General features: G+C 60.5%; 20 protein-coding genes. 5 read left to right on the forward strand and 15 right to left on the reverse strand.

Translation table 11 applies throughout. The annotated features are described in order from the left end of the window. Positions 1–1080: 1080 nt before the first annotated feature. Positions 1081–1944 carry a LysR family transcriptional regulator gene (locus ACPYOI_RS08115; RefSeq protein ID WP_481419464.1) on the forward strand — a complete coding sequence of 288 codons (864 nt, stop codon included), beginning with the start codon at positions 1081–1083 and terminating at the stop codon, positions 1942–1944. Between the two features lie 39 nt (positions 1945–1983). Here the strand turns inward: ACPYOI_RS08115 and ACPYOI_RS08120 are convergent, their stop codons facing one another. The 6 genes from ACPYOI_RS08120 to ACPYOI_RS08145 form a co-directional block, all read right to left on the reverse strand. Beyond that, positions 1984–4113 carry a beta-galactosidase trimerization domain-containing protein gene (locus ACPYOI_RS08120; protein ID WP_481422749.1) on the reverse strand — a complete coding sequence of 710 codons (2130 nt, stop codon included), beginning with the start codon at positions 4111–4113 and terminating at the stop codon, positions 1984–1986. A gap of 95 nt (positions 4114–4208) precedes the next feature. Beyond that, a complete protein-coding gene (locus ACPYOI_RS08125) occupies positions 4209–5831 on the reverse strand; it encodes a dipeptide ABC transporter ATP-binding protein (protein WP_481422750.1) in 1623 nt (540 codons plus the stop codon). Then, on the reverse strand, positions 5828–6751 hold the full coding sequence (locus ACPYOI_RS08130) for an ABC transporter permease (protein ID WP_481422751.1): 924 nt from the start codon (positions 6749–6751) through the stop codon (positions 5828–5830). The genes ACPYOI_RS08125 and ACPYOI_RS08130 overlap by 4 nt, the downstream gene beginning before the upstream one ends. A gap of 5 nt (positions 6752–6756) precedes the next feature. Beyond that, positions 6757–7674, reverse strand: coding sequence for an ABC transporter permease (locus ACPYOI_RS08135; protein ID WP_481422752.1), 918 nt, complete (start codon positions 7672–7674; stop codon positions 6757–6759). An 88-nt stretch (positions 7675–7762) separates the two neighbouring features. Further along, a complete protein-coding gene (locus ACPYOI_RS08140) occupies positions 7763–8848 on the reverse strand; it encodes a hypothetical protein (protein ID WP_481422753.1) in 1086 nt (361 codons plus the stop codon). A gap of 84 nt (positions 8849–8932) precedes the next feature. Further along, positions 8933–10444 (reverse strand): ABC transporter substrate-binding protein, encoded by a 1512-nt coding sequence (locus ACPYOI_RS08145; RefSeq protein WP_481422754.1) that lies wholly within the window; start codon positions 10442–10444, stop codon positions 8933–8935. A gap of 161 nt (positions 10445–10605) precedes the next feature. Between ACPYOI_RS08145 and ACPYOI_RS08150 the strand changes: the two genes are divergently transcribed. Together ACPYOI_RS08150 and ACPYOI_RS08155 are read left to right on the forward strand one after the other, a co-directional pair. Then, positions 10606–11514 (forward strand): LysR family transcriptional regulator, encoded by a 909-nt coding sequence (locus ACPYOI_RS08150; RefSeq protein WP_481422755.1) that lies wholly within the window; start codon positions 10606–10608, stop codon positions 11512–11514. Then, complete coding sequence (locus ACPYOI_RS08155; protein ID WP_481422756.1) at positions 11511–12416, forward strand: LysR family transcriptional regulator; 906 nt, start codon at positions 11511–11513, stop codon at positions 12414–12416. The genes ACPYOI_RS08150 and ACPYOI_RS08155 overlap by 4 nt, the downstream gene beginning before the upstream one ends. A gap of 22 nt (positions 12417–12438) precedes the next feature. Here ACPYOI_RS08155 and ACPYOI_RS08160 read toward each other — a convergent pair whose 3' ends face one another. Next, positions 12439–13158: an MBL fold metallo-hydrolase gene (locus ACPYOI_RS08160; RefSeq protein WP_481422757.1), complete on the reverse strand. Its 720-nt coding sequence runs from the start codon at positions 13156–13158 to the stop codon at positions 12439–12441. A 470-nt stretch (positions 13159–13628) separates the two neighbouring features. Here ACPYOI_RS08160 and ACPYOI_RS08165 point away from each other — a divergent pair, with 470 nt between their 5' ends. After that, on the forward strand, positions 13629–13868 hold the full coding sequence (locus tag ACPYOI_RS08165) for a hypothetical protein (RefSeq protein ID WP_481422758.1): 240 nt from the start codon (positions 13629–13631) through the stop codon (positions 13866–13868). Between the two features lie 54 nt (positions 13869–13922). On the opposite strand, the gene ACPYOI_RS08170 is transcribed toward ACPYOI_RS08165, so the two are convergent. The 6 genes from ACPYOI_RS08170 to ACPYOI_RS08195 all read right to left on the reverse strand — a co-directional run bounded on the left by ACPYOI_RS08170 (position 13923) and on the right by ACPYOI_RS08195 (position 20838). Further along, a complete protein-coding gene (locus ACPYOI_RS08170) occupies positions 13923–15710 on the reverse strand; it encodes a gamma-glutamyltransferase family protein (protein ID WP_481422759.1) in 1788 nt (595 codons plus the stop codon). Between the two features lie 10 nt (positions 15711–15720). Then, positions 15721–16503: an ABC transporter permease gene (locus tag ACPYOI_RS08175; protein ID WP_168833223.1), complete on the reverse strand. Its 783-nt coding sequence runs from the start codon at positions 16501–16503 to the stop codon at positions 15721–15723. Between the two features lie 3 nt (positions 16504–16506). After that, positions 16507–17370, reverse strand: a complete 864-nt coding sequence (locus tag ACPYOI_RS08180) for an ABC transporter permease (protein WP_168833224.1) — start codon at positions 17368–17370, stop codon at positions 16507–16509. Next, a complete protein-coding gene (locus ACPYOI_RS08185) occupies positions 17367–18452 on the reverse strand; it encodes an ABC transporter ATP-binding protein (protein WP_481422760.1) in 1086 nt (361 codons plus the stop codon). The genes ACPYOI_RS08180 and ACPYOI_RS08185 overlap by 4 nt, the downstream gene beginning before the upstream one ends. Then, positions 18452–19849, reverse strand: a complete 1398-nt coding sequence (locus ACPYOI_RS08190) for a hypothetical protein (protein WP_481422761.1) — start codon at positions 19847–19849, stop codon at positions 18452–18454. Before ACPYOI_RS08190 ends, ACPYOI_RS08185 begins: the two co-directional genes overlap by 1 nt. Positions 19850–19914: 65 nt before the next feature. Continuing rightward, positions 19915–20838, reverse strand: a complete 924-nt coding sequence (locus ACPYOI_RS08195) for an ABC transporter substrate-binding protein (RefSeq protein WP_481422762.1) — start codon at positions 20836–20838, stop codon at positions 19915–19917. 369 nt (positions 20839–21207) lie between these two features. Here ACPYOI_RS08195 and ACPYOI_RS08200 point away from each other — a divergent pair, with 369 nt between their 5' ends. Beyond that, a complete protein-coding gene (locus ACPYOI_RS08200) occupies positions 21208–21897 on the forward strand; it encodes a FadR/GntR family transcriptional regulator (protein WP_481422763.1) in 690 nt (229 codons plus the stop codon). Between the two features lie 429 nt (positions 21898–22326). Here ACPYOI_RS08200 and dhaL read toward each other — a convergent pair whose 3' ends face one another. Further along, positions 22327–22983, reverse strand: a complete 657-nt coding sequence (gene dhaL, locus ACPYOI_RS08205; protein WP_168833229.1) for a dihydroxyacetone kinase subunit DhaL — start codon at positions 22981–22983, stop codon at positions 22327–22329. Positions 22984–23037: 54 nt separating this feature from the next. Continuing rightward, entirely contained in the window at positions 23038–25122 is a 2085-nt protein-coding gene (locus ACPYOI_RS08210) for a bifunctional sugar-binding transcriptional regulator/dihydroxyacetone kinase subunit DhaK (RefSeq protein ID WP_481422764.1), read from the reverse strand. Positions 25123–25205 lie beyond the last annotated feature (83 nt).

The raw sequence follows: 25205 nt of genomic DNA on the forward strand, positions 1-25205 counted from the left end.
CATTTACGGGCATCCCAGGTGTAGTTGTTGGACCGACACAGAAGGCGGAAGGTTGTATGTGATGCGCAGTGCACGATAGCATGGTTGCTGCGTCGCTTGATCAATCAGGCGATCGGCGGAACGCGTTGGAAAGGTAATTGTTAAAAATGTCGTGAGCAGCCTGGATGAATAGGGCCATCTCATAGTTGTTATCGCTATACTGGTTGTAAGATATAGATGCAAAGAACCGCCCTTCAACGGTAACTCGATAATTGCAGAAACGCGGGAAGTCATTTCGCAAACATGTATTGTCGTATGTCTTGTACCGAATGCCTTTGAGGGACCTGCTTGCAGGGTCGCTGTCGGTGAAATCATTTCCCAGCGGTGAATCTATCCGCTTTCGCTCCGTTGGGGACCCTAGTGAAGAGATTTTACCGGGCAGCTCGATAACCAGGCGGCCGAACCCAATTGACGAGTTGCGAGCATATGGCGAAAAGGCGCACCAAGACTGCTGCCGTGGAAGGTTCTTACAGTCCTCCCCGATCAGAAACACGATCCATTTTATCTCAGGTTGCTCCGTGTGCTTAGCAATGTAGCTAAATAAGGTCTCGCCATCATCATTCTGGACCGCGGTCCGGAACGACTTGGAAAAATTTCTGGTCGCGCCCCCGTCATCGAGCTGTATGCCAAGACTACCGGTAGCTAGAATAGATACAGAAAGTCCATTTATTGTTGCAACGATGCGCTCTCTCTCGATTTGGCTCGCCTCTTGTGAAAACGCCAATTTTACATTCTCGAGGTTGACACCAAGCGTAAGAAGAAGCGCAGCTAGTAATTTAAACAATATTGATGAGTGACGGCAACCGCAAGCGACAGGAGCATTCATGCGGCAGACCTTTCAGCAGCTGCGATCAAATAGCGAAAGACTCGTCTTCATCTGCTTATCGCCTATCGGACATAAGTGAACACCCACTGAAGATGTGTCCGAAAAAGGTTAACGCGGGGATTTTAATTCGTCCTTTTCTGTGAGCGTTTATCTCGGCCAGTATCAACGTTCGCTACACGAGAGAAAAGTAAGCCAGGCAACCCGGCGCGGTTCAGATGCGCGGCCGCGCGGCAAATCGCCTGGGGCTGACGCAGCCGGCCGTCAGCAACGCGCTCAATAGCCTTCGCTACGTGTTTGACGATCATCTCTTCGTGCGCACCCCCGACGGGGTCAAGCCGACCCAGAAAGCGCTCGACCTCTGGCCGAAGGTTCCTCAGGGCGTGGATATACTGACCGCCACGATGTTCCCGCCCGAGTTCGAGCCGACACTCACGACGGATACGTTTCGGGTTGCGATCACGGACGCGCTCAGGAGCGAGTTGACGGTTTCGCTTGGCGTTGCGTTCTTTCAGGTGGCGCCGAGAGCCCATCTGCAATTTCACCATCATACGAACATGACATCGGGCCTTGCGCTGCAGAATGATGAGATTGATTGCGCCGTCGGCATGTTCCCCAGGCTTCCAAGCGGGTTGAATGTGATGCCGCTGATGACCGACGAATATGTTTGCGTTCTGCGCAAGGATCACCCGCTGGCGGGAGAGGATCTGACGCTTGAGGCTTTCACCGCGTCCAGCCATGTCCTTGCGAAACCGTCCGGTATCGGCTCCGACACGATCGACTATTGGCTGGCCCTGAATAGCCTCAACCGGCATATTTCCCTGGTCGTCGCCTATTTCGCCGACGCCATGCGCATATCAGCTGTCAGCGATCTGCTCAGTTGCGTTCCCGTCCGGCACCTCAACGAGGGCGCAATGACGGAGCTCGGGCTCGTCGCTCGCCCGTTGCCGTTCGAAACAGAGAAGATCCTTTTCAAGCTCGTGTGGCACGAAAGGACCGAACGCTCCGCCAGCCACAGCTGGCTGCGCGATCTCATCGTCGCAAAACTTGCACTCAGCGCGAGCGAGCCGCGGGGCCTTTGAATTTCGCCGTTTTATCGATTGTCCCGGCAGGTATCTGTTTCAGCCGTATAGAAGTTCGACCGTCTCCATGGCTTCGAGCCGTGGGATTATCAGGCGAATGCGATCGTCACCAAGCCGCTCCAATGGGAGCTCGGCTTCACCGAAGACCAGCCGAGCCTTTTCGCCCGTGAAGGACGAAGGGACCTTCACCACGAGTTCGAGGTCATGCAGCGGGATCAGTTCCTCGATAATCCTTCGCTGTCCGGTGTTGAAACTGCCTGGAGCCGAGAAATTCACCAGCGTGATCACCAGCCGATCGCTCTTTTCCATCACCGACACGTCGATGAGGCCCGGTCCCGTCACGATGACGATGTTCTGCCAGCCCTTGGCCTGTTTTATCGCATTGGCCAACAGTCGGAAGAGGTCACGGAAACCGTAACGGAAGCCGATGAGATCGGGTTGCCATGGAAAATGGACGATCCGTCCGTTACCGACCCTCCGGTCGATGACCATCGGATAGTCGGTGATGTGATCGATCGTGTTGAATTCCGGCACTGAAATTCCGCTGCCAACCTCGCCTTCGACAGGAGGCACCAGCGTCAACGGCGTCAGGCCCGAGTGATCTTCGGTCCTGACGAAGGTGACGTCGCCTGCAACCGGCAGGAGATCGGTCCCATCAAAGCCGGCGAGCAGCGGCGAGGACGGGTCGCGGATTGCAGCATAGGCGGCTCGCAGGTTTTTCCAGGTCACGCCCGTCCCCTTGGCGCCGATCAGCCGGCCGAGCAGCGTATTGGCGCGGGGCGCTCCCATCTCGTCGAAATTGCCGCTGAGATAGGTAGAGACGACATGGCCGCCATTATGGACGTAGGTCTCGATCGCCTTGCAGGCGGCGTCCGAAAGGCAAGCGGTATTGGGAAGCACGATTGCCTTGTACTTCGCCAACGTGGCCGCGGTGATCCTGGTACCGCTGACGATGTCGAAGGCAAGGCGCTGGTCCATCATCGCATTATAGGCGCCGCGGAAATGATCGAGATAGCGACCTGTCGGATCCTTGTGCCCGAAATTGTCGAGGCTGTGGCGGGAGTAGACGAGGGCGACTTCGGCAACCGATGTCACCTCCATATAGGTTTGCCGATTGCGATCGAAACGAGCGAAGAGTTCCCGCAAGCCGTCAAGCCCCCGGTGATCGAACTGCTCCTTCTGGTAGCCGGTGACATGGATCCACGGCATGACGCCCTGGGCCATGACCTGGCCGGCCCACATCTGGTTCTCGGCAACCGGCACTCGATAAAAACGCCACCAGGGCAGGAAATAGCTGGTTGTGATGCCGCCGCCTTTTTCCGGCGCGAGAGAACGCATGTAGCGGGCCTCGAGGCCAGGCCAGAACATATTAGCGTAACGACGCTGCGCCTCGAGGACGATGCCGTCCTGGTGTGGCTCGGTGTAATCTAGGTCCCAGCCGCCGACGCGGGAATGATCCCAGGATTCGGCGACCTGGCTGAGCGGCATCCAGGCACAGGATGGACGCACGCGCGTCTTGGCGGCCTGGACCCTTGCATTCCATTCCGCGATGCACTCGTAACGCCATTCGTTATACTGCCGCCACGTTTCGCTTCCCCAGTCCTCGTCCGGGATCGCCTTGCCGGTCTTTGCCCGGAATTTCTGTTGGCAGACCGCACAATGGCACTGCGGCGTGTGCCAGGGGGAAAATTGCGCGGCGTTCGCCCAGAGGCCGTCGAACGGGTAGCGCGTCAGGATTTCCTCGACGACGCTGATCATGAAGTCGTTGTAATAGCCGCCGTTGGGGCAGGTGATGAAATGGCCATGGACTTCCACCGGCTTTCCGCTCTTGTCCTGCACGAACCATTCGGGCCGTTCCGCGTAGAGGGCGCGCGATGCCATGCTCGGGTCGATACGGGCAATAGGCCTGATGTTGCGCTTCGCCAGCGACGCGATCATCTCGGCCGGCAAGTCGCGCTTGCCAAGGGTCGAAGCGCGGGGATGAAGCGGAATGTCGGTCGGATAGAAGGCCGTGATCCCGCCGACCGAAAATCCGAGCGCATCGAGTGAGAAGGACTTGGCGAAGTCGGCCATTTCCTCTGCATTCCAGCTTCCCGCATCGCTCTCGCGAAGCGTCATGATCATGACGAGCGAGGTGCGGAGCCAGCTGTGGTCGGGTTGCTGCGTCATCGGGTGCTCCCATGGAACGGCGCCGCGACGGCGCAAGTTTAAATGGCCGGCGATCTGTGGATGCCGGGTGACGGCCGGTCTTGCGGATAAAAGCCCTAGGCGCTCAATTGGGCGCCTAGGACCGGATCGGATTGCAGGAGTTCCCGTGTGTAGGGGTGCTGCGGATTGGTGAAGAGATCTTCCGTTCTGCCCTGTTCGACGATCTGCCCCTTCCTCATCACCAGCACCCGGTCGGCGAAGCTGCGGACCACCGGCAGATCGTGGGCGATAAAGATGTAGGAGAGGCCGTAGTCGTCCTTGAGGCTCTTTAGCAGGGCGATCACCTGCGCCTGCACGGAGACGTCGAGCGAGGATACCGCCTCGTCACAGATGATGACGTCAGGGCGCAACGCGAGCGATCGGGCGATTGCTATGCGCTGTCGCTGGCCGCCGGAAAACTGATGCGGATAGCGCTGGGCATGGTCCCGCGACAGACCGACCTGTTCGAGAAGATCGCCGACGCGGGCCTTCCAGTCCCTCTTCGGCAGGATCTCCGGGTGGATGGCAAAAGGTTCGCTGATGATATCCGTTACTGTCATGCGCGGGTTGAGCGATGCTGTTGGATCCTGAAAGACCATCTGGATCTGGCGCTGGAGCACCGTCCGGTCCGCCTGCGTCGGGTTCAGCATATCGCAGTGCTTGTAGGACGCCGTCCCGTTCGAGGCCTTTTCCAGCCCGAGCAAGGTGCGGGCAAGGGTCGATTTGCCGGACCCGGATTCGCCGACGACACCAAGCGTCTCCCCGCGCGCCAGCGTGAAGGACACTTTGTCTAGCGCCAGCACCAGTGGATCGCTGGACGAACTCGGATAGCCTTTCGACAATTCATTGACCACGATCAGCGGTTCGCTTTTTCTGCTTGTCGCGCGCGACACTGGAAAGCCCTGTTTGCCCGGAATCGCGCCCAGAAGGTCACGGGTATAGGCATGCTGCGGCGCGCCAAAGACGCGTTGTACCGGCCCGGTTTCGACAATCTCCCCCTTGTTCATGACGGCGACACGATCGGCGAGACCTTCAACAATGCCGAGATCGTGGGTGATCATCAACAGGCCCATGCCGCGCTCCTGCTGCAGGTCCTTGAGGAGGCGCAGGATGCGGGCCTGGACCGACACATCGAGTGCCGTCGTCGGCTCGTCGGCGATCAAAAGGTCCGGATTCAAGGCGATCGCCATGGCAATCATGATGCGCTGCCGCTGGCCGCCGGAGAATTGGTGCGGATAGTCGTTGAATCTCGCTCGTGCATTCGGCAATTCGACCCGTTCCAGGAGGTCGAGAGCCTTTTCACGGGCCTGCCTTCGGTCGATGTCGTGGGCGCGAAAGGTTTCGGCCACCTGCCAGCCCACCGGATAGACCGGATTGAGCGCAGCAAGCGTGTCCTGGAAGATCATGGCGATCTTCGAGCCGTTCAGCTCGCGCTGCCGCTCGTAGGACGCCTTCAGCAGGTCCTCGCCGCGATAAAGCACTTCGCCCGAGGTGATCCGGCCCGGCGGAATATCGATCAGGCCCATCAAGGCCGAGGAGCTGACGCTTTTGCCCGATCCGCTTTCGCCGAGGATCGCAAGCGTCTCGCCCCGGTCGATATGCCAGCTGACATTGCGCACGGCCTGAACCGCACCCTCCTGCGTATGGAATTCGACGGACAGATTGCGGACGTCGACGAGATGCTGGTCCTTTCCGGTCATGAGGATTTCTTTCTGGATTCCAGCCGCCAGCGCTGAACCGGATCGCCGACGATACGCAGCCAGTTGGCGAAGAGATTGAGCGACATCGCCGTCAACGTGATCGCCAAACCCGGCCAGAAGGCGACCCACCAGGCTGTGCTCAGATAGCTCTGGCCCTGCGCCACCATCGCTCCCCAGGTGAAGTCCGGCGGCTGGATGCCGAGGCCGAGAAAGCTGAGGCTCGATTCCGACAGCATCACGAAGGCGAATTCGAGAGTCGCGATCGTAATCAGCGTGGGCGTAACTGTCGGACGGATATGCCGCCAGATGAGGCGGGTTGGCGAGGCGCCCATGAGCCGCGCTGCGGTCACGAATGTCCGTTCACGCACCTCGAGCACCTCGGCGCGGGTGGTGCGAAGGTAGATCGGAATCCGGGTGATGGCGAGCACCAGGATGACATTGCCGATGCCGGGCTTGAGCACATAAAGCACGATCAGAGCAAGCAGCAGCGAGGGGAAACTCATCACCACGTCGGCGAGGCGCATGATCACGGCGCTTATCCAGTCATTCCGGTAACCGGCGATAAAGCCGAGCAGCGAGCCGATGAGCAGGGAGCAGAGCACGGCCGATGCAGCAAGCAGCATGGTATTCTGCGCACCCACCAAGAGTCGCAACAGGATGGAACGCCCGAGCGAATCCGCTCCGAGAATGAAGGTCCAGCCATATTTGAAAGATAGCGGTGGGGCGTTGCGGGCCAGAAGATTGATCTTGTTGGACGAGGCCTCGAAGAGCGCGGGTCCAAAAAGGGCGGCGAAGACGACGAGGAGAAGGAATATGACCGCCGCCGTCGCGAACTTGTCGTGCCACAAAAGCAGCAGATAGCGGTGAAGGGCGGAGCGTTTCGTCGGATTGGCGGAAGAGACGATGGTCGTCATGGTCATCGGCCTCAGCTGTACCGGATGCGGGGATCGAGCAGCACGTAGGACAGGTCGATCACGATGTTGAGCGCGAAAATGGCGACCGCCGTCAGGATGACGCCGCCCTGGATCATGGCAAAATCACGGTACTGGATGGAGTCGATCATCAATTTTCCGATGCCGGGAAGACCGAAGATGACCTCGACCACGACGGCGCCGTTGATCATTCCCGTGGCCTGATCACCGGCGACGGTGATGACAGGAAGCATCGCATTCCGGAGCGCATGAACGAAGACGATGGTCGTGCGGCGCACGCCCTTGGCGCGCGCCGTCTTCACATAGGCTGACGACAAGGCGCTGATCATCGACCCGCGCACCACCTGGGCAATCAGTCCACATGGGCGAATGGAAAGCACCATGACCGGCAGGATCCAGTAAACGAACCCTCCGGTTCCAGAGGTCGGCAGAACCCTCAGCCAGACAGCGAAGACCAGGACGCTGACGATCGCCAACCAGAAATTCGGCAGGCTGGCGCCGGCAAGTGAAATGACGTTGACAAAACGGTCGAGGACGCCATTCGGCCGCTGGGCTGCAAGCGCGCCGGAAATGATCGCAACGATGAGAGCAAACAGCATGGCGAAGAAGGCGAGCAGCAAGGTGGTCGGAAAGGCCGCCAGGATGAGATCCAGAACAGGGCGGTCCTGCCGGAGAGACGTGCCGAAATCGAGATGCAGCAGATCCCGCAGGAAATGCCAGAACTGCACGATCAACGGATCGTTGAAGCCGTGCGCGGCAGAAAATGCGGCTCTCGCCTCGACCGAGGCTTCGACCGGCAGATAGATATCCGCAGGATTGCCTGTGAGCCTCGCTAGAAAGAAGACGAGGACGACAAGTCCCACCATTGAGATGGCGCTATGGGCCATTCTGGTTCCGATATAGCGGTGCAACGCGCACTCCTCCCTTTTTCCTCGATCCGTCCAGATCGGACATGGTGGCCGGCGGTCTCCTTCCGCCAGCCCTCCAGGATTCTAGGGCCTATTTGGTCTCCGCATAGGTGCCGTCCTTCTTGCGGATCGCCGCCCGATCTTCAGGCGTCTCCCATTCCTGGGCATATTCGCTCTTTTCCCAGGCTTCGAGATCCATCAGGCCGATACCCATGCCGAAGCCGGGCTCGCTCGTGTAGGTATTGACCATAAAGGCCAGCCATTTGCCGTCCGGGCTGACATTGGAGTTGCTGGCGCGCCACGGCTGCCTGTCGAAAAAGCGGGTCATGCGCACGCGGCGGCCAGACCCGTCAAGCTTGAGCTTCCAAAGATCGATCGGCGGAAACTGATCGACGAAATCGCAGGAGGATTCCAGGCAGATATGCTCGTGGTCGGGGAAGATGCCTTCGCATTCATTGTGCGTCAGCGGCTCGTCAATATAGGTTCGGACGTCAAGCGTCTTCAGGTCGATGCCGCGCGTCTGGGTCCGCCAGGTGGTACTGCGATCCCGCGGGCCGATATACTCGGCCATGATCACTTCGGTATCGTTATTGCGGAAATCCTGCGGCTCGGGACGGCGCAATCCGCTAGGGCTGCGGTATATCGGACGTGTCGCGCCGATTTCGGCGCCGTTCGGGCCATATTCCAGTTCCGATACGTAGCACTCGAAATCTTCGAACTTGCCCAAGCGCGGATCGTGTTCACCGTGGCGTGAATAGGTGATGCGGTTGGCAATTGCGGAAACGCCGATACCCTCGAAGAACGTCAGGCCCATCGGACGGGGAGGTGTCTTCGCGTCGCGATCCATGAACCAGAGTTCGGTTTCGATGTAACGGCTGGTGTGGTGATCCTTGAACTCCTTGGGGCCGATCAGCAGGTAGTCGCCGTTGGGAAGGAAAAGCACGCGCAGAAAGGAGTGGTGGGTGCCCAGATTGCCGGTGAGATTACGGATCTCACGCGTCTCGACATCAATCTCGTGGACGTCGCCATAGGCTTTGTCGACAAAGGCGATTCGCTTGCCGTCAGGCGACCAGTAGGGGCGTGCACCGTAATCGCAAAGCTTTTCGTGAAACGGCGGCGGGTTGTTCAGGACATGAGGACCTTCGTAAGGCTTGTTGTCCCATTTGTAGATAGGCATGTCGGTACCTTCCGTTTTGAGCGGATCACATCGTTCGGGAACTGGAGAGGCGGCCATGCCGCCTCTTTCGTCTCTTCGGGGGATTTACTTCAGGGTGATTGCCGCGAGTTCAAGCTGGCCGCCGGTGGTGAAGTCCGGCTTGAACCTGACGCGCTGTCCGATCCGCATGTAGCTCACCATGTGAAACAGCATGATATCGGGAACGATGTCCTGCTGGATCGTGCGGTTGGCCTGCTGGAAGAGCTGGCGGCGCTTGTCGCCGGTCGAGATGCTCGCCTCGGTGAGTGTCTCGTCGAGCGTCGGATCGGAAATATTGGAGAGAGCGCCGGCCGACGTGTAATAGACCATCATCGTGAAGAACGCATCGCCTGCGGTATTGTCATGCAGTTCGTGGACCATGGTCGGGCCGCGATCGGTCGGGTAGGGTTTGCGGCGCATGGCGGAATGCTGAATCTTGTCCACCATCCGGATCTGCACGTTGAGCCCGATCTCCTGCCAGCTCTGGACGAGCGTCTGCAGCATCTCGTCGAGATTGGCCTGCATGAAGACGCTGCCATAAAGGTCAATCGGGGTATCGACCGGCACGCCGGCGGCCTTCGCTTCGGCCACCAGGGCCTTTGCCTTTTCCGGATCGTAGGGCCACGGTTTCAGGCTGTCGTCATAGCCATTGACGCTCGGCAGCATGTATTGGCTCGCCGGCTTTGCATCCGCCGCCATGATCGTGCCGAGGAAAGCGCTGCGATCGAAGGCCATATTGAGTGCCTTGCGAATGCGCACGTCGTTGAGCGGCGGCTTGTCCATGAAGATGCGGATGCGGCTCGTATCGGCGTTCAGATAGCCGACATCGAGATTGGGGTCGACATCCTGCGGCGCGATCTGCAGGCCGAGATCGGCCTCGCCGACCTTGACCATGGAGGCACGCAGCGCCGGCTCCTCGCGCCAGACATAGGTCGCCTGGTGGACCTGGGGCTTTTTGCCCCAATAGCCGTCGAAGCGGGTCAGAACCAGCTTGCTTGCCGGATCCCAATTCGAAAAGACGTAAGGACCGGTCCCGACGGGCGATTTCGTCACTTCCGTCGTGCTCGTGCTCGGTGCGGTCATGCCGATCTGGGAGAGTGTCGTCGGCATCAGCGGGACCGGCGTGCTCGCTTTAATCTCGACCGTGTAGGGATCGAGCGCCTTCGTCTGGATCGTCGTCTGGCCGAAGAGGCGGATTGTGTCACGGCATTGAAGCTGGGGGCTGAACTGACGGTTAAGTGCCGCGATCACCGCATCGGCGTTGAAATTCGTGCCGTCCTGGAATTTTACCCCCTGGCGCAGCTTGATCTGCCAGGTCTGCGGATCGGTCTGCTTCCATTCGGTGGCGAGGTTGGGCTTGATCTCGCTGGTCTGCGGGTCCATGCGGGTCAAAGTCTCGACTACATTGCCCTTCAACACCTGGCCGATGTAGCCGGTGGAATTCATATGGCATGGTTCGACGACATCGACGGCCGACGACAGAACGATGGTTATGTCACCGGATTTGTCCTGGGCTTGGGAAGGGCTTGAAAGCGCCGCCACCAGTCCCAGGCCCAAGAATAACCTGTTGATCTTCACGATATTCCTCCCTTGGTGATACGCGCGGGCACCTCCATGCCCTGAGCGTTTCGAATGATGGCCTTGCGACTTCACTCTGAAGGGAATGCTAAATATAAACATTATGATTGATAAGAAGCAAAAAATGCAGTTCATTCTATACAAAAAGTACGGGAATGGGCGTGGACAAGCTTCGTGAGATCGAAACCTTCGTTGCCGTCGTGGAGGCGAAGAGCTTCGCGGCCGCCGCCCGCAATCTTGCACTCACACCGGCGATCATCGGCCGCCGGATCAGCCAGATCGAGGTGCGGCTGGGCGGTCTCTTGCTGTCACGCTCGACCCGAAAGCTCGAATTGACGCCGCAGGGTGAGGACTATCTCAAACACTGCAAGGAGATGCTGAAGAGGCTTGAAACCGCCGAGCGGCTGGTCTCCGACGGGCGCAAATACGCGACCGGCCACCTGATCGTCTCGGCGCCGGCCGCCTTCGGCCGCCGCCATGTGGCGCCGCATCTTCCCGGATTCATGGCGGAAAACCCGGATGTGCGCATTTCGCTCAATCTCAGTGAGCATGTGACAGATCTTGTACGCGACGGATATGAGATCGCCATCCGCCTCGGCCCCGTTATCGACACGAGCCTCGTGCAGCTGCGGCTTGCTACGAGCCGCGCCGTTTTATGCGCCGCGCCAGCCTATCTCAAAGAACATGGCGTCCCGCAGGTTCCGGGAGATCTCGCGCATCATAATTGCCTGGCGTTCAACGAATATGGGGGCCAGCCGCGCGGCTGGTTCTTCCTCGTCGACGGCCGCGTCGTGCCCTTCAAGCCATCGGGACGGATGTCCTGCAATGACGGCGAGGTGCTGACGCAGTGGCTCTGCGATGGCCGGGGCATTGCCTGGCGTTCGCATTGGGAAGTCGCAGACGAGCTATCAACCGGAAGGCTGGTGAGCGTGCTCGATGAGCATATGCCGGCAAGTTACGATGTCACAGCCGTCTATCCCGTCCAGCCGCATCTTCCCGCAAAGGTCGGTCTTTTCATCGATTGGCTGCGAACGACCTATGCGCGGCCCGGCTATTGGGAAGCGCGATGAACCGTTACAAGGAAATGCGAGCCTTCGTTTCCGTCGTCAAGGAAGGGTCTCTGGCCGCTGCCGCCGTCAAGGAGGGGATCACCTCCTCGATGATCGGCCGTTATATCGACAGTCTCGAGCGCCGCCTGGGGATCCGGCTTCTTCACCGGACGACGCGCCACCTTTCATTGACGGAACCCGGACAGCTCTTTCTCAAGCACTGCGAAGTGATCCTCACCAAAATCGAGGTCGGGGAGACGGAGATTTTCCCGGATATTGCCCAGGTCGGCGGTCGGTTCACTGTTCTCGTACCACCGCATTTCGGGCGCTATCACGTGACGCCGCACGCCGGGGCCTTCGTTGAGGCGCATCCGAAGGTGCAGCTTTCCTTCAATCTGTCGAATGACTATGTCGATCCGATCACCGCCGAATACGATCTCTGTATCCGGATCGGCAATGTGATCGATCCGCGCTTCATCACGGCCAAGTTGATGACCAACAAGCGCGTCGTCTGCGCCACACCCGAGTATCTCGCGCGCTTCGGCGTTCCGCGCACGCTTGAAGATCTTGGTCGGCACAATTGCCTTGGGGTCAACCTGAGGGCCGGTACACACCGTGAATGGTTGTTCCAGGAGGGCGGCAAACCGATCTCCGTCACGGTCGAGGGAGCCGTAGATTGCAACGACGCCGACGCGCTGATCCGGTGGGCGCGCCAGGGTCTGGGGCTTGCCTGGCGCTCCACCTGGGAAGTCGGCGCGGAGATTTCTGCTGGCCGGCTGATCACCGTTCTCGACGATTACGCCCTGCCGAGCTTTGATATCACCGCAGTCTACCCGCGCGACCGCCCGGTCAAGGCAGCCCGGCTGTTCATCGATACCCTCAGGCAGGCCTATGCCCGTCCCGATTACTGGACCGCGATATAGTGCCCCCGTCGGCTGGCCGCGCCTAGACCTCCAGCGTGATCCGGCGACCATCGAGCGTCAGAATAACCTCGGCCGCAAGCGGGGATGCCGCAAGCACGCGGCCGTCCTCCATGATCAGGGTGCCGTCGTGACCGGGAATGATGATATCGGCCATGTCGACGATGCGGCGGATGCTTTCGCGCCCCGCTTCCTGGTCGAAGGCGCCGAGCGGAATTCCGGTTTCGATCTCGCCCCGATGCTTGATCGCGTCCTGAGCAAGCACGATGCACTTGTCGTCGACGGTGATGACCAGCGAGACGTGACCGCCGGTATGACCCGGGGTCGAAATCATCCGGATGCCCGGCAGCACGTCGGGTTCACCGGAAACGAGCGTGAGCTGCGGGCTGCGCAGCAGGCCCTCCACCTGGTAGCGGGACAAGGCGGGATCGTCATCCATGTGTTCCCGGACATAGTCGACTTCGCTCTGATGAAGAACGATCTGCGCTTTCGGAAAATACTCAGAGTTGCCGATGTGATCAAAGTGGAGATGCGACAGAATGACGGTGCGGATGTCCTTCGGGTCAATGCCGCGCTCGGTAAGTTTCGCCATCAGCCCCGGCCGGTCGCCACTGCCGCCAGTATCGAAGAGTGCATATCCGCGGCGGGTTTGCAGCAGCACGATCGTGCTCCAGCCGAGGAAGCCGCGGGCGCTACGCGCGGGGAAGCCCGACATCAGGATCTCATGAGATAGGGTCTCTGGCATGGAAGCACTTTCATCTGGTCGGAGACTGAGGATCGACAGGCGAGCAGGGACGCCACGATCCTGGAAGAAACGGGCAAATCCTCGGCATGCTACAGGCATGGCGCGCCGAACGCCATGGACTCGTCCGGCCACCGGATACGATATGTCCCATGACGACGCACGACCGACACGGCGCGCTGTGGAGGGTATCGACCAATTTGACAAGCGATAAGTGCCGGGTCCTGCAACGCCGGCGGCTGGAGCCGACCGCATGCCAGCTGATCGAGGCGCCGTATCTATTCTGAAGGTTCTTTCGACACGTCCCTTTGGAAAGCAGTTGCACAACGGAGGTAATGATCATTTTGCGGACAGGTCACTTGCTCGATCGGCTCGAATGTTCGATTCTCGCCAAGAGCTTAAGATTGCGTGGTCGCACGTCGAATGATTTTCGGTAATGACGCCATCTTCACCGATCGACGGGGAACGGTCGAATGGAAAGCCTGGTGCTTCTTCTTCTGATGCAGATTGATATAGTGAACAATCCGGCCCACCATTTCATCGAGCGGCTGTTCGAATGTCGTCCGGCCACTCGGGAAAGAGTGGGTCATCAATCCGCGCGCTGGAACGGGCTAAAGTCCCAGGAACACGAGGATTTGACCTTTGGTACGGTTGGTTACCAGGAAGGCTATCAGCCGCGTTCTAGCCATGAAATGTTGCACAAAGCTCCATGAACTGCAGATTCCCCACACGAAACTGAGTTACAGCCGCGGCTTCGTTGGCCGGGCCTAGCGCACGATTGCATAGCTCTGCGCGTGGCGAGGCGTCGCCGCCCCGTAAAGCAGGCCGTCCCTTTTTTGCACGGCACAGACGCGGCCCAGGGACCAGCTGTCGAGGACGGAGAGCTTGTGGCCCCGCTCACGCAGCGCGTCGAGAACCGATGCATCGTACCGGTCTTCTATGAGAAGGCGGCCGAGTTCGTATTCGCGGGGATAAAAAGAGCCCGGCCAGTGTTTGCTATGGAACATCGGGGCATCGATCGCGCGCTGCAGCCCGTGCCCGTGCAGGATGTGCCGCAGGAACACCGTCAGCGGCCATTGGTCCTGCTGGTCGCCGCCCGGTGTCCCGATCGCCAGGAAACCTTCGCCGTCCTTCGTCACCAATGTGGGTGTCAGCGTGGTGCGGGGGCGGGTCCCGGGCCGCAGCGTCGAAGGCAGGCCGTCATCCAGCCAGAACATCTGGGCGCGTGTGGAGATCGGAAAGCCAAGCCCCGGCACGACCGGCGAACTCTGCAGCCAGCCGCCGCTCGGCGTTGCCGATACCATATTGCCGAACCGGTCGACGATATCGAGATGCACGGTGTCGCCCTCGACCTCCGGAACGGCCGCGAAAGTGACTTCCCCGCCGCCCGGCCCCTGGGGAACCTCGCTGCCGGCGCGCGCCGCGATGCGCTCCAGCCGTTCGGCGGCGCCCGCCAGATGGCTCGCGACCAGCCGCTGCGACGCTTCCGAGCCGACCAGCCTGGCGCGCTCACGCGCGTAGTCGTCGGAGATCAGTATTTCGATCGGGATGCCGGAACTGTTCGGGTCGCCGTAAAATGCCTCGCGATCGGCAAAGCAGAGTTTGGCGCCTTCGACGACCGTGTGGATGAAGTCGGCGCCGTAGGGGTCGAGACTGCCGATGTCGAGTTGCGACAGCAGGGCAAGCTGCTGCAGGAAGACCGGGCCCTGACCCCATGGTCCGGTCTTGTGGACCGTCAGTCCGCTGAAGTCACGCGAGACGGTCTTTTCTTTGGTCGCCGACCAGTTGGCAAGGTCGTCGCCGCGAAGCAGACCTCCGTTGCGGCGGCCTGTCGTGTCGAACAGTTGCGCGGTCCGATAGAAGCGGTCGATGGCCTCCGCGACGAAGCCGCGATAGAAGGCCGTTCTCGCGGCTTCGATCTGGGCGATCCGGTCGCCTCCGGCCGACTTCGCCTCGTCGAGAATACGCCGGTAGGTCGCGGCGATGCCGGGCGTGCGCATCACGGCGGCGGGTTTCGGCACCCGGTCATGCGGCAGCCAGACCTCGGCCGAGCTCGGCCATTCATTGCGGAACAGATCCTCGACTGGAATGATCGAGGCGACCGCCCGGGGCAGCAGCGGAAAGCCGTTTTCCGCATAGCCGATGGCATAGGAGAGGATGTCTTCGAGCGGCAGGGTTCCGTAATCGCGAAGCAGGAGCATCCAGGCATCGAAGGCGCCGGGAACGACGGCCGGCAGAAGCCCCGTGCCGGGCACCATGGCAAGCTCCAGCGAACGGAAGGCGTCCAGGCTGGCCAGCCCCGGAGACACGCCCTGACCGCATATGACGACTGGCTCGTCCTCGCCGACGCTCTTGAGGATGATCGGTACCTCGCCGCCGGGACCGTTCAGATGCGGTTCGACGATCTGAAGGGTGAAGCCGCAGGCCGCGGCCGCATCGAAGGCATTGCCGCCGCGCTCCAGAACCGACATGCCGACCGATGTGCCGAGCCAATGGGTGGAGCTGACGGCGCCGAATGTGCCGCTGAGTTCGGGGCGCGTGATGAAACTTGGCATGTCCGCCTGCCTATCTCTGAGTGATCCGCTTGGCGCCGACGAGCCGTTCAGCCAGCACCAGGACGAAGAGGATGATAAGAACCTGCAAGGCGGAGGCCGCTGCGACGACGAGCTGGTTGCCCTGGAACTGCAGGTAGCTGAAGATCTCGATCGGCAGCGTCACGACGCCGGGTCCGGTCAGGAACAGCGCGGTATTCAGCTCGCCGAAGGAGACGACGAAGGCAAACAGCCAGCCGGAAAGAACGCCCGGCCAGATGATCGGCAGCGTGATCAGCATGAACGAACGCACCGGCCCGGCGCCAAGGCTCTGGCCGGCCTCTTCCAGCGTGGTGTCGAAGCTTTGGAGAGACGTCAGCACGGCGCGGAAGGCATAGGGAAGGCAGACCACTACATGGGCGATGAAGAGGCCCGGCAGGACGCTCATGTTGACCGTCTTGTAGAGGAGCAGCAAGGCGAGCCCCAGGATGAGCGCCGGAAACACCAGCGGCGCGATGATCAGCATCTGCAGGAAGGCCGAAAAGCCGTTCCGATGGCGAGAGACGTAGATCGCGCCCAGGAGACCCAGCAGGGCGGCCCCGCAGGCCGAGGTCAGCGCCAGAAGGATGCTCAGCATGAAGGCGTTGCGCATCTCGGCAATGCCGAAGAATTCGACGAACCAGCGCAGCGAGAAGCCGGGCGGCGGGAAGACGAGCGCGTCGCCGGAGCTGAACGAGACGATCAGCACGACGAGGATCGGCCCCATGATCAGTGTCAGCGCGATGCCGACGATCAGGCGGAGGATAACGTTTCCCATGGATCAGCCCTTTCCCTGGACGCGATTGGGCCGGATGACAAGCTGGATGATGACGGCGATGATCAGCGCGATGATCAGCAGCGCAAAGGAGAGGGCGGCGGCGCGAGGCCAGCGGAAGGTCGTGACGCTGTCGAACACCAGGCTCACCAGCAGCTTGTAGCGCGGGCCGCCGAGGAGCGCGATGGTGACGTAGGCGCTGAGCGTCAGGAAGGTGACGAGCATCAGGCCCGATGCAATGCCCGGACTGGACAGCGGCAGGGTGACGCGCAGGAAGGCGCGCCACGGGCTGGCGCCCAGGGAATAGGCGGCCTCCGTATAGCGCTTGTCGATGGTGGTCAGCGAATTGGTGAGCGATACGATCATGAAGGGCAGGAGGATCGTCAAAAGCCCGAGGGTGACAGCCTCGAACGTATAGAGATACTGCATCGGCCTTTCGATGATGCCGGTTCCCGTCAGCGCGCTGCTGACCACGCCGCGCCGGCCGAGGATGGCAACCCAGCCATAGGCCCGGACGACGTTGCTGACCATCAGCGGCACCATCATCACCATCAGCATGATCATGCGGCCGCGCGGCGACAGCCGGGCGGCGTAGAAGGCGACGGGATAACCGATCAGCAGGCAGAGGATGAGGACGATCGCCGTCGACAGCAGCGTCCGCTGGATGATCGTCAGGTAGAAGGAGTCGGTGAATATCTCGACATAGTTGATCAATGTCGGCTGAAGGTCGAAGAGCGACGTTCCCGAATTCGTCATGAAGCTGACGAACAGCAGATAGCCGAGCGGCACGACGAAGAAGAGGCCGAGGATGACCAGCGGCGGCAGGGCGACCGCGTAGAATACCGACGGGGCGGGAAAGACCCTGCTCATGCCGGATCCTCCAGCGCCACGGCACTTGCCGTTTCCCAGGAAAGCCCGACGGACGTGCCGGTCTCGACGTCCGCGGGTATCGCGGCGGCATTCTGCAGCACGGCGTTCAGCGCAATCCCGCCCATGTCGAGATAGAGGAAGGTCTGGGCGCCGCGATAGATGACATCCTTCACCACAGCCCGGATGCCGCTCTGCGGATCCAGGACGATCTTTTCCGGCCTGAGCGCAAAGCGCAGCTTGCCCTGGCCGGCAGGCGTTCCCGGAACTTCTATGATATTGCCGGCAAGATCCACCACCGCCCGGTAGCCTTCGCGGCCGCGCACCTGTCCTTCGAGGATGTTGCTTGCGCCGAGGAAGGTCGCGACGAACTCGGTGCGCGGACGGTCGTAGATATCCTTCGGCGCCCCGGCCTGCTGGATCCGGCCGTGGTTCATCACCGCCACCCGGTCCGACATGGTCAGTGCTTCTTCCTGGTCATGGGTGACGAAGACCGTCGTCATGCCGAGGCGGCGCTGTAGCTGGCGGATCTCCACCTGCATCTGCTCGCGGAGCATTTTGTCGAGAGCGCTGAGCGGCTCGTCGAGCAAGAGGACGTCCGGCTCGAACACGACGGCGCGGGCAAGCGCGACGCGCTGCTGCTGGCCGCCGGAAAGCTGGCGCGGATAGCGATCCGCAAACTTTCCGAGCGCCACGAGATCGAGGACGGCGGCGACCTTCTGGCGGATGACGTCCTTCGCGACATGGCGCATCTGCAGGCCGAATGCGACGTTCTCGGCGACGCTCAGGTGCGGGAAGAGCGCGAAATTCTGGAAGACCATGCCGAAGCTGCGCTTGTAGGCCGGGATGCCGGTCACATCCTTGCCGCGGATGAACACATGTCCCCTGGTCGGCTGCTCGAAGCCGGCGACGAGGCGAAGCGTCGTCGTCTTGCCGCAGCCGCTCGGTCCGAGCAGCGCAAACAGCGTTCCCCGCTCGATCTCGAGGTCCAGGGAGTGCAGGGCGGTGGCCGTGTCGAACGACTTCTCGACCGAGACGAAGCGCACGTCAGATGAGCCGGCCGGGGCGGGGTTATCGGTTGTCATTATAATGTCTCCAGAGCGTTGTCGCACCGCATGATACGCAGTCCGGCGGCGCAGAGCCTCACGGGCATTTCGGTCAACACCAGGGTTTCGGTAAGTTTTGAAGAGGCGCCAAGCGAGGATGTGGAGGCCGTAAGCACACCGATCAGCGCGTTGGCGAGCCGGGTATCGACACGGCCCCCCGCACTTTCGGCGCGGATGCCGGCCAGCACGTCCTGCCATTCCTGCCCCAGCCTTGCGAATTCGGCAGCAAGCAGCTGCTGCATGGCCTGGGTTTCCGAGCGGGCCAGGGCGTCCAGCCTGCCGAAGGAGGCGGTCATGGCCGTATCGAGCTCGCCCAGCAAGTCCAGCAATTCATGCGCCGGCGCCTTCTCCATCTTGAGGGCTGTACTGCCGCCGCGCGCTTCGAACAGGCGGAGATAGACGAGCGCGTTGTAGATCAGCCGGAAGCCTGCGCAATCTTCCTTCATGAAGAAACGCAGCGTCTCATCCATGACCTTGAAGCCGCGAATGGGAAGAAAGCGCCGGACGTAGGCTTCAAGCACGATGCCCTTGCGCAGGAACTCGCCCATTTCCGGGTGCGGCGAAAAGACGATCACCTTGCCGCGCCCGAGATCGGCGGAAAGAACGGCGGGCGTGTTCTTCATCTCGCGGTCGAAGAGCGAAGGCGCCAGCGGATTGTCGATGAACAGCCGGCTTTCCGAGATGAAGTTGCGGAATTGGCCGAGCGAGACTGCCGCCCGCGCCGAATTCGAATAGACCGGCCCGTGATAATAGGGCAGTTCGATGGCCTCCGACAGGCCGCGGCCGAGAACCGGATCGCTGATCGATATGCCGAGAACCGCCGCTCCGGTCGACAGATATTCCTGCGTATAGTTGGGCGTCGCGTCGATCGCACCGAGCCAGCCCGGCCGACCGTCCGAGGCGTAGAAGCCGCCGCCGCAAGAGCCCATGAACGCGCCGCCTTCGCAAATGAAGGCATGAATCGCTGCATCGATGCCGGCGAGATTTTCGGCGCGATCGAGGCCCCAGGTGGCGAAGCCGCCCGGCATGATCAGCAGGTCGAATTCCGAAAGTGCGCCGCCGACGATCTCCCGACCGTCGATCGGCGAGAAGGTCAGGCCCAGGCTGAGCAAGGCATGGGCATAATAGGCCCAGTAGGGATAACCGATCGCCTCGCCGGCATAGATTGCGATGCGCGGTGCCGTGCTTGTCGCAGGCAGGGCTTCGACCGCGTCGCCGGTCAGGCCGAGTTTTGCAGCGGCGTCAGCGACGTTGCCGTCGGCGGCAAATCCTTGGGCGTCGTCGGAGGCGGGGATCCGATGTGCACGGCACCGGTTGAGAAACGTCAGCGGAGTGCCGGTGAACGCGCCGCGGTCAGCCAGCTTTAAAATCGTCATGAGATTGGGATTCCTGCCATCGGGTGCGGCGGCCTTGAGAGGCTCGAGGCCGCCGCCATTGTCTATCAGCCGCCCGAAATGACGCGGTTCCAGCGATCGGTCCACTGACCGCGGTTGGCGGACATGAATTCCTGATCGAGATCGACGATTCGCGCAGTTTCTTCCGGCGAGAACTGGACCCGCTGCTGCAGCTCGACCGGCAGCTTGGCGAACGTGTCGGGATGCGTGCCGCCATAGTTGAACACCTGCGCGACCCAGCCCTGCGTCGCCGGATCGATCGTCATGTTGACATATTGCTCGGCGAGCGCCTTGTTCTTGGTGTTCTTTGCAATGCCGGTGCCGGAGAGATAGGAGATCGCGCCTTCCTTCGGGAAGACCCATTCGACCTTGCCGCCCTGCTGCAGCACCGTATAGGTCTGCGACTTGTAGAGGAGGCCGACGGCGGCTTCCTCGTTGACCAGCGCGCTCATGATCGTGTCCGTGTCCTTGGCCCAGATTGGATCGAGAGCGGCCATCTTGGCCAGCATGTCGAAGCCTGCGTCGGCGTCCTTCTGGCCCTTGCCGGCAGCCATCGCCCCGATCGGAATGATGTAGGGGCCGATCGAATGGGTGATCTCGGGCAGGACGATCTGGCCGCGATATTCTTCGTTCCAGAGGTCCGCGAAGCTTGTCGGCGGCTTTTTGACCAGCTTCGGGTTATAGGCGATGCCGAGCGCCGAATAGATCATCGCTACCCAGCCTCTGCGCTTGAAGCGATCAGGTACGGCGGCGAGGAAGGGCAGGTTCGGAGAGTTCGGATCAAGATCTTCCAGAACACCTTGTGCTTCGGCCAGCGGCACGACGCCGTCGTGTACTTGAACAAGATCATAGACCTGGTTGCTGAGGCTGATTTTCAGCTTGGTGATGCGCTCAACCGGGCTCGATCCGCGATCCTGGACGATCTTGACGCCGGTCTTCTCAGCGAACGGCGCATCGACATTCTTCGCCATCCCGTCACCCCAAAGGCCACCCCATGTCATCATGGCAAGTGAGTCAGGTTTCGATTGTGCGAACGCGAACCGCGCTGAGCCCAAAGCCGGTGTTGCGAATGCAGCCGAGGCTGCAAGTTTCATGAAACTACGTCTGTCCATCACGTTCCCCTTTTTGAACCAATTCGAATTGGTTCGATTATTTTATAAAGTGAGGCCTTATTGCTGTTATTTCTTCGGCATCAGCCCGTCGCCGTCAAGCCAATTTATCAAGAAAAATGCCGAATTGTGAATCAGAAACAAACTCTGCTTATTTTATTGGCGCGCTTCATACCTTGATGAATGGTTCGCAATGGTTCATGCTGCGGGTGCGAACCTGAGGGGTGAGACGTGCCGATAGAGGCCAAACATAATGTGCTGGATGCGCTGCGTGAGGCAATCCAGACAACGGATGAGCGTTTCATCATCGATGAGAGGCTCTTGCCCGAGCGGGAACTCAGTGAGCGGCTTGGCGTCGGGCGTCGAGCAGTCCGTCAGGCGTTGAATGAACTAGAGGGCGAGGGGCTGCTATTCAGAAAGCAGGGGCTAGGAACGTTCGTTCGGGAGGTCGGCCCCAAGTCCACCAGCCTCAAATCGTTGACGAACCGGACCAGCCCGAACGACATCATCGAAGTAAGGCTTGAGGTGGAGCCGGTGCTGGCGCGTTTGGCTGCGACCCGGGCGACGCCGAAAGACATCGACCAGATGCGGCTCTTCGTTCGTCGGGCAGCCCAGGCTGCGACGCCGCGGGAATACGAGCAGTGGGACAGTGCTTTTCACACCAAAATCGCCGAAAGCGTGCGCAATACGATGTTCTGGGGGGTATTCCGGCTCATCAATTCGGTGCGCAAGGAGCAGCACTGGGTAAATTCCAGAAGTCGCGTCTTCACGTTTGGCGTCAGTGAGGAAATGGTCAGGCAGCACCACGCGATCGTTGCGGCGATATCAGCCCGCGATCCCGTGGCCGCCGAGGAGGCGATGCGCATCCACATTTCAACCGTCGGCCTGCGGATCAGCCAGTCAATGCCGCATCCGCCATGAGCGTCGTTGCGATTCGGATCGAGGACGATCTTGTGTCCCACCTCGATCATTCTGGCCGGCCGGTATCGTCACCGCTCCGGCGATTCGAAGTACCGCAAGACCCTTAGGCGCAGGAAGACCCAATGCTGCCGTTACACCAACCGTCGTGCGATATATGGCGGGCGGAGCGGCTGACGAGTTCGCGATTATTATCGACGCCGACAACTAATTAGCCGCCGCGCGTGAGGCGATGAGATCGGCCAGCGGTCGATCTTTCTCATTGACAACCGCGCTTCGGCCTTTCCTATCGGGAATGACTGATACCAAGACATCCATGTCAGCGGTGATACGCTCTTCCGTCGAAACTACCTGCATTGTCGAATGCCCAACACTATCATGCTCTTCGGATCGAAGGACCAGATGTGATCTTTCGCGATCAACGCTGAGTGCTCAAATGGTAGGCTCATTTTCCGCGAATGCGTCCCTCATCGCCTTTATGATGACGACGGCCGACGCCGCGCCCGGATCGATATGGCCGAGGGATCGTTCACCGAGACGGGCCGCACGGCCGCGGGTCGCGACCATCGAACGTGTCGAGCGTGCTCCGGCATCAGCGGCATCGACAATCTCGTTCCACATATCCTGAAGGCTGGCCTGCCGCTCACGTGCTGCCGCAGCGGCTTCGGCCGCCGGAATCCATGCATCGAGCATCGTCTTGTCGCCGCGCTGCCCCTTACCACGCTCCCGAATACCCAATGTCATCGCTTCGAGGATGGATGCTTGGCAAGCGACCGACAGCGTCTCGTCCTGCTTCAGTGACAAAGCCGCCTTGCGAAAGGCCGTCGCATAGAGAGGGCCGGTTGAGGCGCCGACGGCATCAAGGAAGGCCGAAGCGGCAGCCGAAAATACCTCGGAGGCCCGCATCTCATCCAAATCGCGCTTGGCCAGTTCGCTGTTCACCGCCTGGAAGCCAAGGGACATGGTGATGCCGTGATCAGCATCCCCGATCGCGCCGTCCAGATCGGAGAGATGATCCTTATCAGCCGAAATCGCGACCGATATCCGATGAAACATCCTGCTCAAGCGGCGGGCCGCGTTTGCCGACATGCGTATCCTCCCAATTCACACAACCCGGTCACCGAGATGTTCTTTGCTTTCAGTTTACAACCTGAGAAACGCCGTATCGCAGGGATGATGAAGCAGATCCGTCAGTTGCTGGTCGAGGTGCAGGATCGATATGGATGCACCGACCATATCGAGCGATGTGCAATAATGCCCCACCCAGTTCGCTTCGATCTTGACACCCTTGGCGCTCAAGCGCTGTTCGACGCGCCGGTAGAGAATATAGAGCTCCATCAATGGTGTGCCGCCGAAAGAATTGACGAGAACAGCGACGCGGTCTCCCGAGATGGGTTTCATCTCCGAGAATATTCGATCCATCACAACGTCGACGATACCATCGGCACTCCTCATCTTTTCCCGCATCACGCCGGGTTCGCCATGAATACCCATGCCGATTTCCATGTCGTCCGGACCTATCTCGAAATTATGCCGTCTGGTTTGCGGCAGCGAACATGGCTCCAGCGCGACCCCCATTGTGAAGGTGCGGGCATTGGCCTTGCGCGTCGCTAGTTCGCAGGCATCGAGTGACAGACCCTGATCGCAGGCCGCACCGGCAATCTTGAAAATGAAAAAATTGCCTGCGACACCGCGGCGCCCGTCCCTGTCTTCCAGCGCGGAAGACGAAATATCGTCGGTCGTCACCACCGTGCGCACCTCGATATTGTCGTCTGCAGCCATTTCGGCTGCCATTTCGAAATTCATGACGTCGCCGGCGTAGTTTCCATAGACGAAGAGCACGCCCTTGCCGCCGGAGGCAGCCTTTGCGCATTGCAGGATTGGTCCCGGAGGCGGCGAGGAAAAGATATTGCCGACAGCAACAGCGTCGGCGAGCCCCTTGCCGACATAACCGAGAAAAGCCGGCTCGTGGCCCGTACCCCCGCCGACGACCAGTCCGACCTTACCCTCGCGCGGGCCGGATCGGGCAACGAGCGCGCGGTTGGAACTGTCGACCGGTCGAAGGTAGCTCGCGTGCGCTTTGACGACACCGTCGAGCATTTCCTCGACGACATCATCGGGGTTGTTGAGGAACTTCTTGATATGGGTCCGGAGGCTGTTGGATTGAGCGGAGCTCTCGCTTTCTACACGTGGGCGCTGGGAGATCTTCTGGTCGACTTCCGTAACGCCATCGGCGTTCAAGATGCCGCGGCCGGTAGCAGCGTCGGTGATGAGGACATTGACATAGCCGCCGCGAAGCGCGGCAAGAATAGCCGGCACTTTGTCAAAGCCGCCTGCAACGGCGATGCGCGTCTTGATCTTCTTCAGCAACTCGAGCGAAATGCCGACCGTGCAGTCGTCCAACGGTCCTGCGACGGAGCGTCCATGGCCGTCGATGAAGCGGCCGGCCACCACACCGGTGGCATCCTTGGCCAGATAGTCCTGCAACGAAACGGAATCGAAAAAGCCGCTTGTGTGGATGGTGGAATTCGGTCGCATGGAGGCGATACCGAAGATCACCTTGTTTGCCTGTGAAAGCGCCTCGAACTGCCGGTCGATCAGCGGCTCCCGCAGGAGTATGTCTCGGACCGCGGGGCTGGAGACGATGGCAGGTGCTGCAATATTGATGAGCTTGGCATCGACTGCATCGGCAAAGGCCGCAGCACAAAGCTCGGGCGTATAAGCAAAAGTCGCGTTCGTTCCGCCGGTTGCCTGCACAACGGTCATGTCCTGCAGCCCCGATATGGAAGCTTGTTCACCGACCGCCAAGATCGTGCGCCCCCAGACGACCGCGAGTGTGTCGCCGGACTTCAGGATCTTCTGTAGGGCCTGGGCGCCAGCAGAGCCCAGCCGTTCGATCAATGGACGGGCACTGTCGTCGCTCGGCACGACCAGACAGTCGTGCAGCCCGAAGTGCCGTTTCAGTTCCTGGGCGATGGTCAGCGAGCTTAGTCGCGCCGGTTCGATGGATATGTTGACGATGCCGCGGGCACGCGCATCGGCGAGGTAGCTGTTCACCGTCGCGCGCGAGATTCCCATCGTTTCGGCAATATCACCCTGGGTCATACCGTCTTCGTAATAAAGCCAGCACGCCCATACGTAGGGGTCGTCGCCGTAACGCAACGGGATAGGTTCGGCCGCGATATCAGCGGTACCATTCTTTCGCGCCGATGATGTCTTAGCGGTCATCCTGCCTGGTTTCCCTCATCCAAATCGACGGCGAAGATGAGCGTAAAAGCCGCAGTTTTCAACGTGCCCTCGCCTGATTGTTC

Source organism: Rhizobium sp. SVR5-2C (assembly GCF_056755115.1).

Excerpts from the sequence above, each read along its gene's own strand:
- ACPYOI_RS08115 (WP_481419464.1), top strand. The coding sequence starts at position 1,081 with ATGCGCGGCCGCGCGGCAAATCGCCTGGGGCTGACGCAGCCGGCCGTC.
- ACPYOI_RS08120 (WP_481422749.1), bottom strand. The coding sequence starts at position 4,113 with ATGACGCAGCAACCCGACCACAGCTGGCTCCGCACCTCGCTCGTCATG.
- ACPYOI_RS08125 (WP_481422750.1), bottom strand. The coding sequence starts at position 5,831 with ATGACCGGAAAGGACCAGCATCTCGTCGACGTCCGCAATCTGTCCGTC.
- ACPYOI_RS08130 (WP_481422751.1), bottom strand. The coding sequence starts at position 6,751 with ATGACCATGACGACCATCGTCTCTTCCGCCAATCCGACGAAACGCTCC.
- ACPYOI_RS08140 (WP_481422753.1), bottom strand. The coding sequence starts at position 8,848 with ATGCCTATCTACAAATGGGACAACAAGCCTTACGAAGGTCCTCATGTC.
- ACPYOI_RS08155 (WP_481422756.1), top strand. The coding sequence starts at position 11,511 with ATGAACCGTTACAAGGAAATGCGAGCCTTCGTTTCCGTCGTCAAGGAA.
- ACPYOI_RS08160 (WP_481422757.1), bottom strand. The coding sequence starts at position 13,158 with ATGCCAGAGACCCTATCTCATGAGATCCTGATGTCGGGCTTCCCCGCG.
- ACPYOI_RS08165 (WP_481422758.1), top strand. The coding sequence starts at position 13,629 with ATGGAAAGCCTGGTGCTTCTTCTTCTGATGCAGATTGATATAGTGAAC.
- ACPYOI_RS08170 (WP_481422759.1), bottom strand. The coding sequence starts at position 15,710 with ATGCCAAGTTTCATCACGCGCCCCGAACTCAGCGGCACATTCGGCGCC.
- ACPYOI_RS08175 (WP_168833223.1), bottom strand. The coding sequence starts at position 16,503 with ATGGGAAACGTTATCCTCCGCCTGATCGTCGGCATCGCGCTGACACTG.
- ACPYOI_RS08180 (WP_168833224.1), bottom strand. The coding sequence starts at position 17,370 with ATGAGCAGGGTCTTTCCCGCCCCGTCGGTATTCTACGCGGTCGCCCTG.
- ACPYOI_RS08185 (WP_481422760.1), bottom strand. The coding sequence starts at position 18,452 with ATGACAACCGATAACCCCGCCCCGGCCGGCTCATCTGACGTGCGCTTC.
- ACPYOI_RS08190 (WP_481422761.1), bottom strand. The coding sequence starts at position 19,849 with ATGACGATTTTAAAGCTGGCTGACCGCGGCGCGTTCACCGGCACTCCG.
- ACPYOI_RS08195 (WP_481422762.1), bottom strand. The coding sequence starts at position 20,838 with ATGGCGAAGAATGTCGATGCGCCGTTCGCTGAGAAGACCGGCGTCAAG.
- dhaL (WP_168833229.1), bottom strand. The coding sequence starts at position 22,983 with ATGTCGGCAAACGCGGCCCGCCGCTTGAGCAGGATGTTTCATCGGATA.
- ACPYOI_RS08210 (WP_481422764.1), bottom strand. The coding sequence starts at position 25,122 with ATGACCGCTAAGACATCATCGGCGCGAAAGAATGGTACCGCTGATATC.